General features: G+C 71.5%; 14 protein-coding genes. 7 read left to right on the top strand and 7 right to left on the bottom strand.

Annotated features, from left to right (window positions below; genetic code table 11):
* Positions 1–214: 214 nt before the first annotated feature.
* Entirely contained in the window at positions 215–1,687 is a 1,473-nt protein-coding gene (locus AB0H52_RS27035) for a tyrosine-type recombinase/integrase (RefSeq protein WP_357950956.1), read from the bottom strand.
* Entirely contained in the window at positions 1,684–2,046 is a 363-nt protein-coding gene (locus tag AB0H52_RS27030; RefSeq protein WP_357950953.1) for a hypothetical protein, read from the bottom strand. Before AB0H52_RS27030 ends, AB0H52_RS27035 begins: the two co-directional genes overlap by 4 nt.
* Before the next feature lie 163 nt (positions 2,047–2,209).
* On the opposite strand from AB0H52_RS27030, the gene AB0H52_RS27025 reads away from it, so the two are divergent.
* The gene (locus AB0H52_RS27025) at positions 2,210–3,535 is read left to right on the top strand and encodes an NYN domain-containing protein (RefSeq protein WP_357950950.1); all 1,326 of its coding nucleotides are present in this window, start codon (positions 2,210–2,212) and stop codon (positions 3,533–3,535) included.
* 26 nt (positions 3,536–3,561) lie between these two features.
* Here AB0H52_RS27025 and AB0H52_RS27020 read toward each other — a convergent pair whose 3' ends face one another.
* From AB0H52_RS27020 to AB0H52_RS27000, 5 genes are all read right to left on the bottom strand, one after another.
* Positions 3,562–3,813, bottom strand: a complete 252-nt coding sequence (locus tag AB0H52_RS27020; RefSeq protein WP_357950947.1) for a hypothetical protein — start codon at positions 3,811–3,813, stop codon at positions 3,562–3,564.
* A 610-nt stretch (positions 3,814–4,423) separates the two neighbouring features.
* A complete protein-coding gene (locus AB0H52_RS27015) occupies positions 4,424–4,975 on the bottom strand; it encodes a DNA cytosine methyltransferase (protein ID WP_357950944.1) in 552 nt (183 codons plus the stop codon).
* Positions 4,972–5,838, bottom strand: a complete 867-nt coding sequence (locus AB0H52_RS27010; protein ID WP_357950941.1) for a hypothetical protein — start codon at positions 5,836–5,838, stop codon at positions 4,972–4,974. Before AB0H52_RS27010 ends, AB0H52_RS27015 begins: the two co-directional genes overlap by 4 nt.
* Positions 5,835–6,725: a DNA methyltransferase gene (locus AB0H52_RS27005; RefSeq protein ID WP_357950964.1), complete on the bottom strand. Its 891-nt coding sequence runs from the start codon at positions 6,723–6,725 to the stop codon at positions 5,835–5,837. The genes AB0H52_RS27010 and AB0H52_RS27005 overlap by 4 nt, the downstream gene beginning before the upstream one ends.
* A 70-nt stretch (positions 6,726–6,795) precedes the next feature.
* A complete protein-coding gene (locus AB0H52_RS27000) occupies positions 6,796–7,713 on the bottom strand; it encodes a hypothetical protein (RefSeq protein WP_357950938.1) in 918 nt (305 codons plus the stop codon).
* A gap of 860 nt (positions 7,714–8,573) precedes the next feature.
* Here AB0H52_RS27000 and AB0H52_RS26995 point away from each other — a divergent pair.
* From AB0H52_RS26995 to AB0H52_RS26970, 6 genes are all read left to right on the top strand, one after another.
* Positions 8,574–9,449, top strand: coding sequence for a hypothetical protein (locus AB0H52_RS26995; protein ID WP_357950935.1), 876 nt, complete (start codon positions 8,574–8,576; stop codon positions 9,447–9,449).
* Between the two features lie 702 nt (positions 9,450–10,151).
* Positions 10,152–10,505 (top strand): pilin, encoded by a 354-nt coding sequence (locus AB0H52_RS26990; protein WP_357950961.1) that lies wholly within the window; start codon positions 10,152–10,154, stop codon positions 10,503–10,505.
* A gap of 2 nt (positions 10,506–10,507) precedes the next feature.
* Positions 10,508–11,422 (top strand): conjugal transfer protein TrbL family protein, encoded by a 915-nt coding sequence (locus AB0H52_RS26985; RefSeq protein ID WP_357950932.1) that lies wholly within the window; start codon positions 10,508–10,510, stop codon positions 11,420–11,422.
* The gene (locus AB0H52_RS26980; protein ID WP_357950929.1) at positions 11,419–12,381 is read left to right on the top strand and encodes a PrgI family protein; all 963 of its coding nucleotides are present in this window, start codon (positions 11,419–11,421) and stop codon (positions 12,379–12,381) included. The genes AB0H52_RS26985 and AB0H52_RS26980 overlap by 4 nt, the downstream gene beginning before the upstream one ends.
* On the top strand, positions 12,378–14,201 hold the full coding sequence (locus tag AB0H52_RS26975) for an ATP-binding protein (RefSeq protein ID WP_357950926.1): 1,824 nt from the start codon (positions 12,378–12,380) through the stop codon (positions 14,199–14,201). The genes AB0H52_RS26980 and AB0H52_RS26975 overlap by 4 nt, the downstream gene beginning before the upstream one ends.
* The gene (locus AB0H52_RS26970) at positions 14,198–16,711 is read left to right on the top strand and encodes a DUF87 domain-containing protein (RefSeq protein WP_357950923.1); all 2,514 of its coding nucleotides are present in this window, start codon (positions 14,198–14,200) and stop codon (positions 16,709–16,711) included. The genes AB0H52_RS26975 and AB0H52_RS26970 overlap by 4 nt, the downstream gene beginning before the upstream one ends.
* Positions 16,712–17,002: the final 291 nt, after the last annotated feature.

Raw genomic sequence — 17,002 nt, 5'->3', positions numbered from 1 at the left:
CCTGAACGCCTTCGAGATCACCTTCGAAGGCCGCCTGTCCGCAGGCCGCAAGTAACCCATCAAGATCCAGTTACACCGTTAAGTTGACAGTCCCCGCGGGAGCGGGCGGAGGCAGATGTTGCCCTATCGCCGTCGGCTGGCGGTTGTGGAGGTGGCGCGGGTCCGTGGGCGTCGGAGTCTGCGGCCCACGGACCCGCGCTCTGCCGCTTTGTGGCTATGCGGCTTCGTCGCGGGGGATGAGGTCGGCGGCGGCGTCGGCGCTACCGCGTTCGAGTTCGAGGATGACGGTGGTGTAGGTGTCGGAGGTGAGGCCGATGGTGGAGTGGCCGAGGGTTTCCTGGACTTCTTTCATGTCGGCGCCGCCGTGGCGCAGGTAGGTGGCGGCGCAGTGGCGTAGGTCGTGCAGCCGTACGGGCGGCAGTCCGGACTTGGCGACCAGGTGGTCGAAGCGGTCGCTGATGGTTTGCGGGTGCCACGGTTGGCCGTCGGGGCGGACGAAGAACAGGCCGGTATCGGGCCAGTCGGTGCCGTTGACGGTTTGCCAGCGGCGACGCATGTCGAGGTAGGCGCGCAGGGCGGTGATGGTTTTCGGGCCGAGGGGGATAACCCGGTCACCGGCGTCGCTTTTGACGGGACGGGTGATGGGTGTGTAGCCGACGGTGGTGATCTGTTGGACGACGGTGAGGTAGCCGGCGTCGAGGTCGATGTCGTGGTCGCGTAGGCCGCACGCCTCGCCGCGGCGTAGGCCGCGGTGCAGGACGAGCAGGAACATCGCGTAGAGGACGATGTCGTGGCGTTCGGTGTAGTCGAGGAACCGCCCGGCTTGGGCGGGTATCCAGACCATCACGGGGCTGGGGCGCTTCCCGGTCGTCCGCCAGTGCTCGGCGGCCTTGGCGGTCCACACGCGCGCTTTGGGTCGCTTCGCGGTGGGTAGTTCGATGCCGAGGGCGGGGTTGGTGGGGATCAGCTTGGCGCGGACGACGGCGTCGTTGAGGGCTTTGCGCAGGGTGGCGTAGAGCCGTTGGGTGCTGGACGCCTCCATGGGCCGTACGCCTTTGACTGTGGCGCGGACGGCGGGGTCGGTGCTGGCGCGGGCGGCGCGGATGGCGTCCTGTTGGTGGCCGATCGCGGTGAACATCGCCTCGATGTGGCCGGTGCGCAAGCTCTGGATGGGGATCTTGCCGAGGTGGGGGACGAGGTACAGGCGGATGTGGTCGGAGTAGCCGCGCACGGTCTTTTCCGCCAACCCGCGCCGTCCTTGCAGCCAGGCGGTCAGGTATTCGCCGGTGGTGGTGGGAACGGAGGCGGGTACGCCGGCGCGGATGCGGGCGGCGACGGTGTCGCGGTCGGGCAGCGGTGTGCCGGGCCGGCAGGCGTGCAGCAGGTCTGCGACCTCGACGGCGAGGTCGGTCTCGCCGCCGGCGAGGTCGAGCAGCGCGCGGGCGTGGCGCAGTTCGGCGGTGGCGGTGTCGCGGCTGTCGAAGCTGGAGCGGCGCAGTTGCCGGCGGGGCTGCGTGGGCCGAACGGGCAGTTCAAGTTGGTACCCCCACGCGCCGTGGGTGGGGTGCCAGCCGCCGCCGGGGCGGCGTAGCTTCGGGCACCGGCTGCCGAGCCGTTTGCCGGTGTCCGGGTCGGTGCAGGTGCAGCGCTTGGTCAGGGCACCTTCGGGGTTACGGGCGCGGGTCACGGTTCGGCCTTCCTGTCGTCGCCGGTGTGCGGCGGGTCGATGCTGCTGATTTCCCGTTGGTGATCGACGCTTCGCATGCCGCCTGGGGTCAAGTCGCCGGGCGACGGGGGCAGGCCCAGGGCGGTGAGGATGCCGGCGACGGGCACCTTGTAGCGGGCGCCGACGCGCAGGACTGGCACCGGGAAGTCGCCGGTGCGGGCGAGGTCGTAGGACAGGGCTCGGCCCAGGCCGAAGACACGCCCAGCGGTGGGTAGGTCGGTGATCGCGCCGAGTGCCCGGATGCGCTCCTCGGTCCACAGCCCGCCAACGCCGTCGGGGTTGTCGGTTGCTTTTTGCGTATCGATGTGGTGGCTGGTCACGGTAATTACTCCGATTCGTCGGAACGTGAAGAGGAAAGTGGGATCAGGTTGGATAGGTGTGGACCTGGCTTATTGCGGACCCTCACTCCGCCATCGCGCGTGCTGTCACTTGGGGCGGCACGCGCGTGATGACGTACTTACTCAGGGTTGGTAGGTTGCGCTCGTGACTCACGTTCGGGCGGCGCTCTACCTCGACTTCGACAACGTGTTCAGCGGCCTGTACAAGTTGGATCCGGACATGGCCGTTCAGTTCGCCGAGGATCCGGGATCATGGCTGCGCCGGCTGGCGACGACGGCCACGACGGCTGACGCACGGCGCTGGCTGGTCCTGCGCTGCTACCTCAACCCCGCTGGCTGGGTGTACCGCACGGATTCGGGCGGGGAGCAGACGCGGTTGTACTTTTCGAAGTTCCGGCCCTCGTTCGTGCGCGCCGGCTTCGACGTGATCGACTGTCCCCGCTACAGCAGCACAAAGAACGCGGCCGACATCAGGATCGTCGTCGACGCCGTCGACGCGCTGTCCGCCGACACCCGGTACGACGAGTTCGTCATCGCCTCCGGCGACTCCGACATGACGCCGCTGCTGCAACGCCTGCGCCGCTCCGACCGGCGCACGATGATCGTGTCACCGGCCGAAGCGGCGGAGGCCTTCACCGCGATCGCGGATCAGGTTCTCGACAGCCAGCACCTGCTCGCATTGGTGCAGGGCGAGCCGGTCGACCTCGACGACGAGCCCGACAGCGAGGTGCGGGAGGGGCTCGACGACCGCGAAATCACCGACGCCGGTGACACTCCTGCCCCTGTCGAGGGCGAGGCGTACGACGTCTTTCGGTCGATCGTGACCCAGGAGTACACCGCGGCGAACGAGCCGTTGAACATGGCCTGGCTCGCTTCCCGCCTGCGGGCACAACTCGGTCCGTCGGTCAGCGACAGCAATTGGTTCGGTTTCGGCAGTTTCGCCCGCGCCGTGGCGAGCCTGTCGTTACCGAACCTGCGGATGTCGCAGCACCTGCTCTGGGATACCAGCCGCCACCAGGCTCCGAGAGCCGTCACCACGACGGCGCCGCGCGTCGCCTTGCCGGATCCCGTCGAGCGTCTGAGCGGCCAGCTCGATCTGCCGCGCATGCCGCAACCCTGGTGGCCGGCGATCTACCGGACACTCGCGCAGTACGCCCAGTCTCAGCGGTTCAATTGGACCCAGTGCACCAGCTGGGCCCGTGACCATCTTCGCGAAGAGGGGCTGCCGGTCAGCCGCAACGCCGTCGGGTTCGTCGTGCGGGGCACGTCGTTCGGAGGTTGCCCTTTGCACCGCCAACCCGCACCGACAGCCGACGAGATCGCAGTAGCGTTTGTCGGCAACGTCCTCGGCCGCGCCGACGCGGCGGAGATCACGTTCTCCGACGATGAGATCGCGACGGTCCAGGCCTGGCTGGGCGCACCATCTGCCAACAGCACCGAGCAGGCAGGCCAGACGCAGAACCCGTCGTAGTGTGTTCCACCTGCGGCGACCGCTGATCACGCGGGCACCTCCCACCGACGGGGGCACAGCAGGAGCCGCAACGCTGCGGCAGCCTGTTGAGGGACCACGCCGTTGCCGCGAACTCGTAGTGCGGCGGTGCGCGGCAGCCCGAGAGTTGGGTCGGTGACCCAGTGCTCGTCGAGGCCCATGAGCCATTCCACGAATAGCGGCGCCAGGACCGGTTTGCCGTGCCGCCCCGGTTGGGTCGGCTCCGGCACGGCACGGGCCGGCCGAGCACCAGCTGCCATTGGGCCACCGCCGTGGCGTACAGGCCCCACCGGTCGGTGTCGGGTTGGCCCAGCCCGGCCACGGTGACGGTGGTGCGTAGGTCCGCGCCACCGTCACCGTGCTTGCCCGACCCGTGTGCGTCGCAGGCGCGAGGGGTGGGCAGCGTCCGGACCGGAACTTGTACGGCTGCCGACGGGAGGGTGAGGTCGCCGTGCGACCCGCGTTGCCCGGGGCAGCCCTTGGCGCCATCGGTTGCCCTGGAAGGTGGGTAGCAGGACCTGCGACAGCGGTGGTCGCCATCCGGCGCCGGCCCGCCGGCCTGGGGTGCCGGTGTCGCTGGCTCGGGGAGTCGGCAGCAGCCGCGCCGCGTCGGTGGGCGTCCGTTCCGTGTGCCCGGTGGGCGTGGTGCGTCCGGCGGTGGCGTTTCCCGAGGACCGGCTGTCGGGCACCGTCGGTGTCGGCAGCGACCACGACGCGATGCCGGCCAGTAAGGGCTGGCAGGCGGCCCCCGCCGAGGGGGACATGTTCGACCCGTGGGCCACCGCGGTCGGTGCCGGCAGCAGGCCGTGGCGGGTGCCGGCCGGCTCTACCAGGTCCGGCAGCCCGTACGGGTGGCCGGGGCCCTTGCCGTCACGGGCGCACGGCGTCGGCAACGTCCGCACCCCTTCCCGCTGGTTCGGCGGGAGTGGCCAGCAGGAACAGCCGGTCCCTGCGGTGGGCCGCGCCGACGTCGGATGCGCGTAGGCATAGCCAGCTCGTGTCGTACCCGATCGCGGCCAGGTCGGCGTGGACGACGTCGAGTCCTCGCCGCAGGAGGGCGGCGACGTTCTCCACGAAGAGCAGCCGTGGTCGAAGGACGCGAACGGCTGCGGCGACGTGATTCCAGACGCTGGAGTGCTCACCGGTGATGCCGGCGCGTTTTCCGGCGTTGCTGATGTCCTGACAAGGAAATCCGGCAGTGAGCACGTCGACCGGCTGGACGCGGGTCCAGTCGACGGTGCGGATGTCGCCGAGGTTGGCGACGTGCGGCCAGTGGCGGGCCAGGACGGCAGCGGCGTGCCGGTCGGTCTCGGCGTACCAGGCGAGCCGGCCGCCGAGCACCAGCTCGACGGCCATGTCGAGCCCGCCGTAGCCGGTGCAGACCGATCCGATGCGGGGCGCGGTGATGTGGGCAATGCTCACGCCACCTCCCCGCGCCCGGCACCGGCTGTCGTCGGCTCGTCGTGGGGGCAGGTCCACGGCCCACAACCGGGGGCATTCGCCGGTTGTGGGCGCGGGCGCAGGACCACCTTGTCGAGTGGCACCCGCTGGCGGTGCAGGAAGAACTGGCCGCGCAGCGGGTGCCCGTCGGCGTTGGCCCGCGCGGAGCCGTCGCGGATGGCGTGGTCGAAGGCGACCGCGTCGGCCCATTCCTGGGGGCTGTGTTCGCGCAGGGCGAGCCAGAAGCCGTCGTCGTGGAACGGGCATCCCACGCACGACGACTTCGGGGTGTCGGCGAGGCCGTGTTGGGCCAGGAAGCGCAGGCAGTCGTTTCGCCGCCAGCTCAGGTCGAGCAGTGGATGCACGTTGCGCATGTAGGCAACGTCGGAGTCGCGGGCCCGGCCGATCTCGTCGAGGCTGATCCCGATCGCGACCTCCGCCCACACCCCGGCCGGCACTCGCCTCGGGTGCGGGTAGCCCAGCCGGCGCCGCACCTCCGCCTTGATCGGTTTGATCTTGTATTCGCCGGTGCATTGTCGGCGGGCCATGCCGCGCTCGCCGTTGGGTCCCAGGGTGAACAGGGGCATGGAGGCGAACCTGTGGCCTGGGTCGAGTGCGTCAGTCCGGATGTCACCGGTGCTGACGCGCACGACCTCGATGCCGGCCTGCCGCGCGAGGCCGGTCAGGCGGTCCAGATGCCGGTAGACAGCCGCCGGCTCCCAGGAGGTGTCGGCGAAGATCGCCGCGTCGAACCCGGGGATCGTGCCGTGGGCGGCGAGCAGCAGGAGCGTGGAGCTTTGCACGCCGGCGCCCAGGGACAGGTAGCGGTGGGTGGGTGTGCTCATGCGACCACCTCGGTTCCGTCCTGCGGCGGTAGTCTCTTGACAAACACGAGGACGTCCTCGTGTGCGATTAGGTGCATCGGGGTGCCAGCGGCCCGCGCCTTGCGGACGGCCTGGAGTTGGAAGAACGACGGGCGGGCCACGAGACCGCCGTCGCGGACCGCGGCGAGCAGCGCCACGCACCGATCCACAGGGGTGAGGCCGGCGCGGACGCCGGCGCCGATGACAGCCGACGGCAGGTCGACCAGTTCGCCGTGCTTGCGCCACGGTCGGGCGGTCACGACGACGACGCCACCGGGGCGCAGGAGGGTGTGGCAGCCGGCGAGGATCTGGGCGAACCCGTCGGCGAGTCCGGTGAGGTCGCGGTAGGCGAGGTTCCCGCGGTCGGTGCCGTCGTTGTAGGCGTTGTCGAACTTGGCCACGCCGTCGGCGCCGGGCCGGACGAGGCCGTGCACGGTCGGCCCGTACGGCGGCGAGGTCACCACGAGGGCGACCTGCCCGGTCAGGGCCGCCGGCACCAACGACAGGATGCGGGTGGCGTCGCCGCGGATAACGCCGGCGCGGCCGGTCGCGCCCTGGGTGTGGGCGTGCTTGATGTTGGCGTCGGCGATGTCGGACCAGCGTGACTCGTACTCCACCCCGATCGCGTCGCGGCCGGCGTGGATCGCCTCGACCAGGGTGGTGCCGATCCCGCACATGGGGTCCAGCACCAGGTCCCCGGGCTTGGTGTAGGCGGTGACGGCGTGCGCGGCGATCGCGGGGAGCATCCGCGCCGGGTGCTGCACGGACTCGCGTACGTACCGGCCGCGGCGCTGGACGGGGCCGGTGGACTGCGCGGTCGCCCACACCGACAGGCCCTCCGGGCCGGGAGTAGCCCGGTGGCGTCCGATCGGGTCGGGGCTCGTGGCGGCAGTGGTCGTAGTCTGCTCGTGGGACGGTTCGGGGGTGTGTGCGCGGTGCCTAGCCACGGCGACCACCGCCCTCGCGTCCGTTCCGGCGGGGGGCCGGGCGCTGTGTCTGGCTGAACACCATCAGGTCCGCGTGGACCCGCAGGTGCGCCACCCGCCACCGGTCGCTCACGGCGGTGGTGAGGGTGAGCAGTTCCTCGTCGGTGACGTGGTAGACGAACGCGTCCCCGTCGGTGTCGGCGGTGACCGCGACAAGGTGCTGCAGGTAGCCCAGTCCGAGGCCAGCGGCGGCTTGGACCACGCCGGAGAAGTCCTCCGGGGCGGCGGTGGTGCCGGCCGGGACGGTGACGACGAGGATCAGGCAGCCGCCCGGCTGCAGCAGCTGGGCGCAGGCGGCCAGCAGCCACGCCAACCGGACCCGGTTGGTAGCGGCGTTGGGGTCGAGGGGCCAGCAGGCGACCACGAGACTGGTTGCCTGCTGCAGGGAGCCGCCGGACGGCAGGCCGGCGCCCGTGTCGGCCGGTGGGTGCAGGTCCGGGTCGGTGAGGTCGTCCCCGAACCAGGCGCCCATCTCCGGCAGGTCCTCCTCCTCGTCCGCGTCGCCGGTGATCCCGCTGGCGAGCGGGACGGGAGTGGCCGGGCCGATGATCAGGCTGGACGCGTCGGTGAACCACGCTGGGTGGTGCCGGCGGGCCCCGGCCGCACAGGTGGAGGTGAGGGCGTGGTCGGTGGTGAGGTCGACGACCGCCTCGCCGGGGCGGCTGTAGGCGGCGATGAGGCGGTCGGCCAGCCGGGTGCCGATGCTGCGTCCGGCGTCGCCCGGGGTGCGGGCGGTGCGCCAGACGGTGAGCGGTACCGGCGGGTCGCCGGCGACCAGGTCGGTCGGTGTCGGGTCGACCCCGGCCAGGGGGCCGGTGTCGACGGTGGGATCGTGCTGCGGGTTGTGGTGCTGCGGCGTGTGCTCGCTCATGTGGTGTCGGCTCCGCGCCGCGCCGTGGTGCGCTGACACCCTCAAACCGGTGTTTGTCAGCTGTAGCGAACACCTGCCTATCTCACGGGACTCTCACGAATGTCTGACAGCCGCTTCCTGTCCGCTCGGCTGGCCTCGGGAACGCGGGATGATCCGGCTGTCGCCGGCTCGACCGGGCCGGGTCGGCGTCGTGAGATCGTCAGAGCGATCGGCCACCCCCGGCTGTCAGACACGCACGGTCACGACCACCTCGACCATGACAGCGACTTGCATCGATGACACAGGGGCGCTGGCCGGTCTTGTCAGATCGCCGTCCGATGTCCCGGACGGCGGCGGCGTCTGTCCTGACGGCGGCGGCGTCACGGAGGACACCGGTGCTGGATTGTCATCGGAGGCGGCGGCCGTGTCAGACCTTCCCCACGCCGGACGAACGCCGTCAGACGGCGCGCCACCGCGGCGCGCAGGGTTGACGATGACATTCGGCTGCAGTGTCAGCCTGTCGCGATCTGACACCGTGCCGCCCGCGGGGCGCTGTTAGACGCTGTGAGACCGGCTGGGTCCCCGTTGTCAGACCCCTCGGCCGGTGTCGTGTCCCTCGCGGCCTTGTCCCGTGCCCTTCGCCTCCTGTCGTGTCAACGCGCAGGTCAACGCGGCTTTGTCAGAACGGTGACGCGCGCCAGCGTCGGTCGTCAGTCAGCGGGTGGCCGGTGGCGGCTGGTGCTGTCGAGCCGAGGATTCATGCCTGCTGGCCTGCGTTGTCAGGGGCCAGTGAGACCGAGGTGGCGCAATGGCGGTCAGGCGCGCCGGCCGTACACCTCCGGCCGTCATCGACATTCGTCTCTGACATGGGAGTTCGTGACATGACCGCGTCCGCCAAGGACTGGCCCGACTCGCCGCTGGACGCCGTGGACACCGCGTTCGCCGACCTGACCTGCGACCCCGACCCGTTGTCACTGGACCTCGACCCGCTGGCCGATCAGCTCGGCGACGACAGCGGTCTGCCCGGCGGTGTCATCGCCCTGCCGGCGTTGCGGCAGTGGCTGCTGGAGCACCCCCGCGCCTACACGGCCCGTGACGTCGTGTGGCGGGAGCTGGTCCGCCGCGCCCGTCTCGACGGGCCCGCCTGGGTCATCGCCGCGGTCGCCCTGGCGATGCCGGCGCTGCGCCGCTACGCCGGCCGGCTGCACACCGGCTGGGCCGGTGACGCTCACGACCTGGACGCCGAGATCCTCACCGGCTTCCTGGGCGCCCTACGTGACCGGGTCGACCTGGCCAAGCCGGCGCCGTACGCGGCGCTGTGCATGGCCGCGTGGCGGGCCGGCCACGAGCTGCGGCAGCGTGACGGCGCCGAGGCCGTGCCGGTGGACAACCTCGAACACGTCACCGGCTCGCGCACCCCGAAGCGTCCCTACGGGCATCCGGACCTCCTCGTACGCCGGGCCGTCGAGTTGGGCATCGTCGACGAGTGCGACGAGCAGCCCTACATTGACGTGCGGCTAGGACGTCGGGCCATCGAACCCATCGCCGCCCGCCTCGGCCTGGAGGTCGACACGCTGCGGCGGCGCGTCGAGCGCATCGACGTCCGCATCGCCGACGCGCTCGCCGCCGGGATGCTCACCGAGGCGACCTCACCCCGGGCGCGGAAAGACCTCAGCGCGGCGGCCGAGCGACGGCAGCACATCCGGGCCGCCCGCGGCGGCAGCGCACGGCATCCTGTGACGCTGGCAGCCGCCTGACCGCCGACCATCCCGCAGGCTCTCTGGACGCGGGCCCGACCATCTGGTCGGGCCCGCCAGCGCGTACGGCGAACCACCACTTCTCACCGCTGCGACCGCCCCCTACCCCGGTACGGGGAGACCCGCTGTGGCTGCTGCCAAGCGGGCCTAACGGATCTCCCACGAATCTGACAGCGGCGCCGACGGGGTGTTAATTCGGCAGCTGTGAGATTCCGGCGCCGACGCCGACGGCGAGGTCCGCCGCCAGCGGCACGATCGTCGGACAGGCCGCTGACCAGGGCTGTCAGAGGTCTGCGAGGTCGTGTCGGAGCGCTGTGGGATCGGCAGGTGTTCGCCACAGCTCACAGACGCCGGTTTGAGGGTGCGGAACTCCTCCGACGCCACCTTGGCGTCATCCGGCGGGTTCCGCCCGCCGCCGGGCCGGAAGGCCGGGTCGGCACGGAACCGGGCGACCTCGGGTGCCGCGCCACGTTGATGCGCTGACACCACATCGATCATCGCCAACCCGAACGGGAGGACGAGCTCCTCCCGAGGTTCACCACGGTTCCCGGCCGACGTGTCTTCCCGAGCCCGGCGGCGGCTTTCCGCCCACCGTTTCGACGAATCGCCCCGGCGCGAGCCGGGGCGGGAGGTGCAGCCATCATGTTCCGCCCGCTGTTGGCACGTTCACGTGCCCTGACCATCGCCCTCTCCCACGCACCGATGACGACCCGCGCGCTTCGCCATGCCGCCCGGATCGCCGCGCCCGCCGCGGCGGCCGTGGTGGTGCTGGCCGTGCCGGCCGCTGCCTACGCCGACCCGGGCGGCCCGGTCGTCCTGGCCGCCAACGACCTGCCCACCGTCATCGCCAACCTGCAGACCTGGGTGATGGGCATCCTGGCCGCCGTCGCCACCCTGTTCCTGGTCCTGGCCGGGGTGTACTGGGCCACCGCCGGCGGCGACCCGGCCCAGGTCGACAAGGCCAAGGGCGCGTTGAAGAACGCCCTGATCGGCTATGGCCTGGCCGTGCTCGCGCCCATCCTGCTGGAGGTCGTCCAGGGAATTGTCGGAGGCTGACGATGGCCTGGGCGCTCAACCAGATCCTCGACTGGTTCGCCGGCCTGCTGCTGGACTGTCTGAACGGGCTCATCACCGCGATCACCCACGCGCTGCTGATCACCCCGGACGTCACCGCCCTGCCGCAGGTGCAGGCCCTCACTGGACGGTCGATCTGGGTCGTCGACACCGTGTTCGTCCTGGTGTTCGTCGCCGCCGGTGTCCTGACCATGGTCGCCGGCGGCGACGAACGCGCCCGCTACACCGCCAAGGATCTCCTGCCGCGGTGCGTCGTCGGGTTCGTCACCGCCCACTTCTCCCAACTGGTCGCCGGCACGCTCATCGAGTTCGCCAACGCGTTCACCGCCGCACTGACCGCGCAGGACTTCAACGGCGACGGGGCGTTGAACGCCGTCAGGACCCACCTGATGGCCGCGCGTGACCAGACCGCCGGTCTGCTGTTCGTCGTCTGCCTGGCGATCATCGTGTTCCTGCTCGCCGCCACCGCCTGCAGTGTGATCGTCCGCTTCGCGGTCGCGCTGGTGCTCACCGCGGTCGCGCCGATCGCCCTGGCGTGCCACGCCCTGCCGCAGACCGACGGCGTGGCCCGCATCTGGTGGCGGTCGTACGTCGCCATGCTGGCGACCCCGGTGGTGCAGGCATTCGTACTGTTCGCCGGACAGTGGATGCTGCTGGACACCAGCACCATGCTGCCGCTGCTCGGCCTGCCGGTCGAACCGGGTGGCGTGCTCAACCTGTTCGTCGTGATGGTCCTGCTGTGGACCACGCTCAAGGTGCCGGGGCTGATGCGCCGCTACGCCACCAGCGGCGCAGGCGGGCGTGGCGGCAACGTGCTCGGCGCGGTCGTGCGGGTCGTCGTAGTGCAGCAGCTCACCCGCGGGCTGCGCATCCCCGGCCTTGGGGCGGTGCGACGATGAGCCGCGACCGCCGCGACGAACAGGCCGTCACCGCCCGCATGCCCGCCGACGTGGACGCGCCGGACAAGGTGCTCTACGGGCTGACGTTCCGGCAACTCGCGATCCTCGCCGTCGCCGCCGTCATCTTCTACGGCGCTTGGCGCGCCCTCCACGCGATCGTGCCCGCACCGGTGCTACTCGGCGCCGCGGTCGTCCTCGGCGGCCTGGTGTTCGGCCTCGCTGTCGGCCGCCGCGACGGACTGCCCATGGACGTGTGGCTGGCCTCTGCGGTCCGCCACTCCCGCGCACCACGCGCTCTGTCCACCACCGACACCACCGCGAAAACACCCGACTGGGTGCAGGCCCCGGCGTCGAAGGTGATGCTGCCGGCGCCACTGAAACTGCCCGCCGACGCCATCGACGACCACGGGGAGATCAGCCTCGGCGGTGTGAAGGCGGCGATGGTCGCGGCGACCAGCGTCAACCTCGCCTTGCGCACCGCCGACGAGCAGGCCGCCCTGGTCGACACCTTCGGCCGGTGGCTCAACAGCCTGTCCACGCCGACGCAGATCGTGGTGTCGGCGCAGCCGGTCGACCTGCACTCCGCCGCCCGCACCCTCGCCCAGGCCGCAGACGCCATGCCGCACCCAGCTCTCGCCGACGCGGCAGCCGACCACGCACGCTTCCTCGACGACCTCGCCGAACGGCGGGACCCGCTACGCCGGCAGGTCCTCATCGTCACCCGCACCAACTCCGGTGAGCGTGGCGAACACGCCGCCCGACGCCGCGCCGACCAGACCGTTCGGTCCCTGTCCGGGCTCGGCGTCACCACCCGCGCCCTAGATGGCCATGCGACCACCGCCGCCCTCGCGGCCGCGGCGGACCCCTACCGGCCGCCCCGTCCCGGGGGCCTCGCCGCACCCGACACCACCATCACCGCGCCTCCGGCCAGGAGGCCACACACCAGGAGGACATCATGATCTCCGTCAAGCGCCGACGCACCCCGAACAACGACAGCACCAGCCCGCCGTCCGCAGGACTCGCGGCGACGGTAGCTCCGGCCTCGGTGGAGGTCACGCCGCGGTTCCTGCGGGTCGGGGACGGCTACGCCGCCACCCTGGTGGTCACCGGCTACCCGGCCGAGGTCGGGCCGGCGTGGCTGGAGCCGCTGCTGTCCTGGCCAGGCCGCCTCGACCTGGCCCTGCACATCGACCCGATCCCCGCGCCGGTCGCGGCGTCCCGTCTGCGCAACCAGCGGGCCCGGTTCGAGTCGTCCCGGCGGGCCGACGAGCAGAAGGGCAAGCTGGCCGACCCGTACGTGGAGGCCGCCGCCGACGACGCCGCCGACCTCGCGGAACGCCTTGCTCGCGGGGCGGCGAAGCTGTTTCGCGTCGGCCTGTACCTGACCGTGCACGCCCGCACCGAGGCCGAGCTCCTCGAGGCGTGTGCGCAGGTGAAGGCCGCCGCCGCGTCCACCCTGATCGAGGTGCAGCCGGCGACGTGGCGGCACCTGCCCGGCTGGACCACCACCCTGCCGCTTGCCACCGACAGCCTGCAGATGCGCAGGACCATGGACACCCAGGCATTGGCCGCCGCGTTCCCTCTCGCGTCGGCGGACCTGCCCGCGCCGCTGCCCGGCGACCCGGCCACCACCGGTGGGGTGTTGTACGGGGTGAATCCGGACTCGCAGGGCATCGTGTGGTGGGACCGGTGGGCGCAGGAGAACCACAACAGCGTGGTCCTGGCCCGCTCCGGCGCCGGCAAGTCCTACTTCGTCAAACTCGACGTGCTCCGCAATCTGTACCAGGGAGTGCAGGTGGCCGTCGTCGACCCCGAGGACGAGTACCTCCGCCTTGCCGACGCGGTCGGCGGCACCATCGTGCGACTCGGCGCACCCGGCGTGAAGATCAACCCCCTGGATCTGCCGGCCGGGGACACCCGTCCGGACGTGCTCACCCGCCGCGGGCTGTTCCTGCACACGTTGATCAGCGTGTTGTTGGGGCAGCTGCCGCCGCCCGCTGAGCGCGCCGCCCTGGACCGGGCGATCCTCGCCGTCTACCAGCAGGCGGGCATCACCGCCGACCCCGCCACCCACCACCGTCCCGCGCCGCTGCTGAAGGACCTGGCCGCGACACTGCGGGCCGACGACAACACTGCCGCCCACGAGTTGGCCGCCCGGCTGGCACCGTGGGTGGCCGGCTCGTTCTCCGACCTGTTCGACTCACCCACCACCACCCGCCCGGACGGGCACCTCGTCGTCTGGAGCCTGCGCCACCTGCCCGACGAACTGCGCACCGTCGGCACCCTTCTCGCCCTGGACGAGATCTGGCGGCAGGTCGACCTCCCCCGCCAGTACCGCTCCACCTCCTCGCCGCAGGCGCGGCGGCTGGTCGTGGTGGACGAGGCATGGCTGCTGATGCGCGACGGTGAAGGCGCCCGGTTCCTGTTCAAGATGTCCAAGGCCGGCCGGAAGCGCAACGCGGGCCTGTCGGTCGTCACCCAGGACGTCGCCGACGTGCTCGGCACCGACCTCGGCCACGCCGTGGTGTCCAACGCGGCCACGCAGGTGCTGCTGAAGCAGGCTCCGCAGGCCATCGACCAGGTCGCTGACGCATTCGGGCTGACCGGCGGGGAACGCCGGATGCTGCTGTCCGCCCGAGTCGGCCACGGCCTGCTGATATCCGGCACGAACCGGACCGCGTTCGAGTCGATCTCCTCCCAGGCCGAACACCTTCTCGCGACCACGAAGCCGTCTGACCTCGCCGACCTCGACTCCGACGACGGGGAGGAGGACCTGTGACACCACTGCGTGCCCTGTCGCCGATGCCGGCGCCCAGCCCGTCGGGGCCGGGCGCCGGTCTCATCTCTCCGCCGGGCGCGCCCGCGCGGTGGGTTCTGCACGCCGCGGATTGGGCGGCCGGCCGGCCGTGGCTACTCGGCGTCGCCGCCGCCCTGCTGGTCGCCTATGTTGCCGGGCGCAACCTGGTCGACGGGTGGCGGCACCGCCGCCACGCCGACGGCGCCCGCCTCGTCACCGTCGCCCCGCCGCCGGAGGTCGACCCGCACAGCGCCGCCGCGCTGTGGGCGAACCTGCACGGCACCCTCACCCCATCGCGCCGCCGCCGGCTGCGGTACGGCAGCCCGCACGTGGTGTGGCAGTACACCTGGACCGGCCGGCAGCTGCTCATCTCGATCTGGGTGCCCGGCAGCGTGCCGCACGGGGCGGTGGAGGCTGCCGTGCGGGCCGCGTGGCCCGGTGCCGCCTGCACCACCGACGACCAGGCGCCACCGCCGATCCCGCTGGACGTGCCGGCCGCCGTCGGCGGGCACCTGCTGCCGACCGCCGCGGAGTGGTTGCCGTTCGAAACCGACCACGACAACGACCCGCTGCGGGCGCTGATGTCGGCCGGGTCGCAGCTGAAACCGGATGAGTACGCCTGTGTGCAGGTCCTCGCCCGCCCCGCCACCCCCCGCCGGGCCGCACGCGCCCGTCGCGCCGCCGGCCGGCTGCGCGACGGTAAGACGGCCGTACCGGCCATCAATCCCGCCGCCCCGCTGCTGTGGCTCATCGAGGCGTTCCTTCCCGGCCGTACCGCCAGCACCCGGAGCGGCGGCCAGCCGGCCGGCCGCCGGGACCCCGGTGTGGAGCGGGACGTGCGGGCGATCCTCGACAAGACCGCCCACCCGCTGTGGACGATCGGCATCCGCTACGTCATCGCCAAGAACAACCACCGCGGTGGGTCCCGACCGGAGGCCAGGCTGCGCGGTGTCGCGGACGTGGTCGCCTCGTCGTTCGCCGTGTACGCCGGCCGTAACCGGCTCGCCCATCGGGCGCGGATGGCGCAGCCGGTGGCCGTGCTGGCCACACGGCGGCTCGGATCCGGGTTTCTGGCCTCCACCCCCGAGCTGTCCGTCCTCGCGGCGCTGCCGCGGGATCTGGCCGTTCCGGGGTTGGATCGGGCGCGGGCGAAGTCCATGCCGGCCCCGGTGGCGGTGCCGACCGGCGGCCGAGGGATGAAGGTCCTCGGTGACGCCGAAGTCGGTGGGCACGCGGTGGCCCTGTCCGTCGCCGATGCGAGGTATCACATGCATGTGGTCGGATCGACGGGCTCCGGGAAGACGACCCTGCTGGTCAACATGGCCGTCGAGGACATCACCGCCGGGCGGGGCACCGTGGTCATCGACCCGCACGGCGACATGGTCCTGGACATCCTCGACCGGCTTCCCGCCAGCGTCGCCGGGCGGGTGGTGCTGTTCGACCCCGACCAGCCCAACCCGCCCACCCTCAACCCGCTGTCCGGCAGCGACCCGGACCTGGTCGTCGACAACCTCGTCAGCATCTTCGGGAACATCTTCGCGAAGGCGTGGGGGCCGCGGATGGACGACGTCATGCGGGTGGCCTGCCTGACCCTGCTGCGGCACGCCAACGTCACCCTCCAACACATCCCACCCCTGCTCAACTCGGCGCAGTTCCGGTCGGCGATGACCGTCGGCTTGGACGATCCGGCCGGCCTTTCCGGGTTCTGGCAGTGGTACGACGACCTCAACCCGGCCCTGCGCTCCCAGGTCATCGGCCCGGTCCTGGCCCGCCTGCGGGCGTTCCTCCTGCGGGACTTCGTCAAGCGCACCATGCGCTACCCCCGGTCCAGCTTCGACATGGGCAAAGTCCTCGACGGCGGGGCGCTGCTGGTACGCATCCCGAAGGGGCAGTTGGGCGAGGACACCAGCAAACTGCTCGGCTCCCTGGTTCTGGCGCAGGTGTGGCAGGCCGCGACCGCCCGGGCGGCCGTGCCGGCGGACAAACGCCGCGACGCCACGTTGATCATCGATGAGTGCCAGAACTTCCTGACCCTCGCCAACAGCTTGGATTCGATGTTGGCGGAGGCGCGGAAGTACCGGCTGTCGATGGTCCTCGCGCACCAGGACCTGGCACAGTTCCCGAAGGACCTCCTCGCGGCGGCGTCGGCGAACGCCCGCAACAAGCTGTACTTCTCCGTCGCCCCCGAGGACGCCCGCGTGCTGGCCCGGCACACCCTGCCCGAGCTCGACGAGCACGACCTGACGCACCTGGACGCCTACACCGCCGTCGGGCGCCTCGTCGTCGGCGGGCGGCAGACATCGGCGTTCACCCTCAAGACCCGGCCGCCGAAGCCGATCGTGGGCGAGGCGACAGCCATCCGGCAGGCCGCCGCGCAGGCTGTGCCGGCGCAGGACACCAGCGCGATCGACGACCTCGTCGACCGGTTCTCGGCCCGCCCCGACGACAACCGCCGGTCCCGGGGCAAGAGCGGTCCGAAGGCGAACGCCTGAACGCCGCAGGGCGGTTGAAGCGAGATCGACAGATCGGTCGATCGGGGTCGTCCGCATCCCGGTCGCCCCTTCCGTGAGGGCTTCACCAGCCCTTCACCACCGATCACCACACCGCACTGACAGATCCGGCCGTCCGGGTCTGTCAGTGCCGCTCACCGGCCGTGTCCAGCCTCCGGTGACCACCTCACCGAACTCAGACACCCTCCCTCGGAGGGAACTCCTCTTCCGCCTGGAGCATCATCGTGCCCACCGACAACTCCGTATCCCGCTCAGCTTCTGCCTCTTTCTCCG

The sequence above is a fragment of the Micromonospora sp. NPDC050695 genome, from assembly GCF_040654415.1.
GTDB lineage: Bacteria > Actinomycetota > Actinomycetes > Mycobacteriales > Micromonosporaceae > Micromonospora.
Note: the sequence above shows the minus strand (reverse complement) of the source record. Positions and strands in the feature narration are given on the sequence as shown.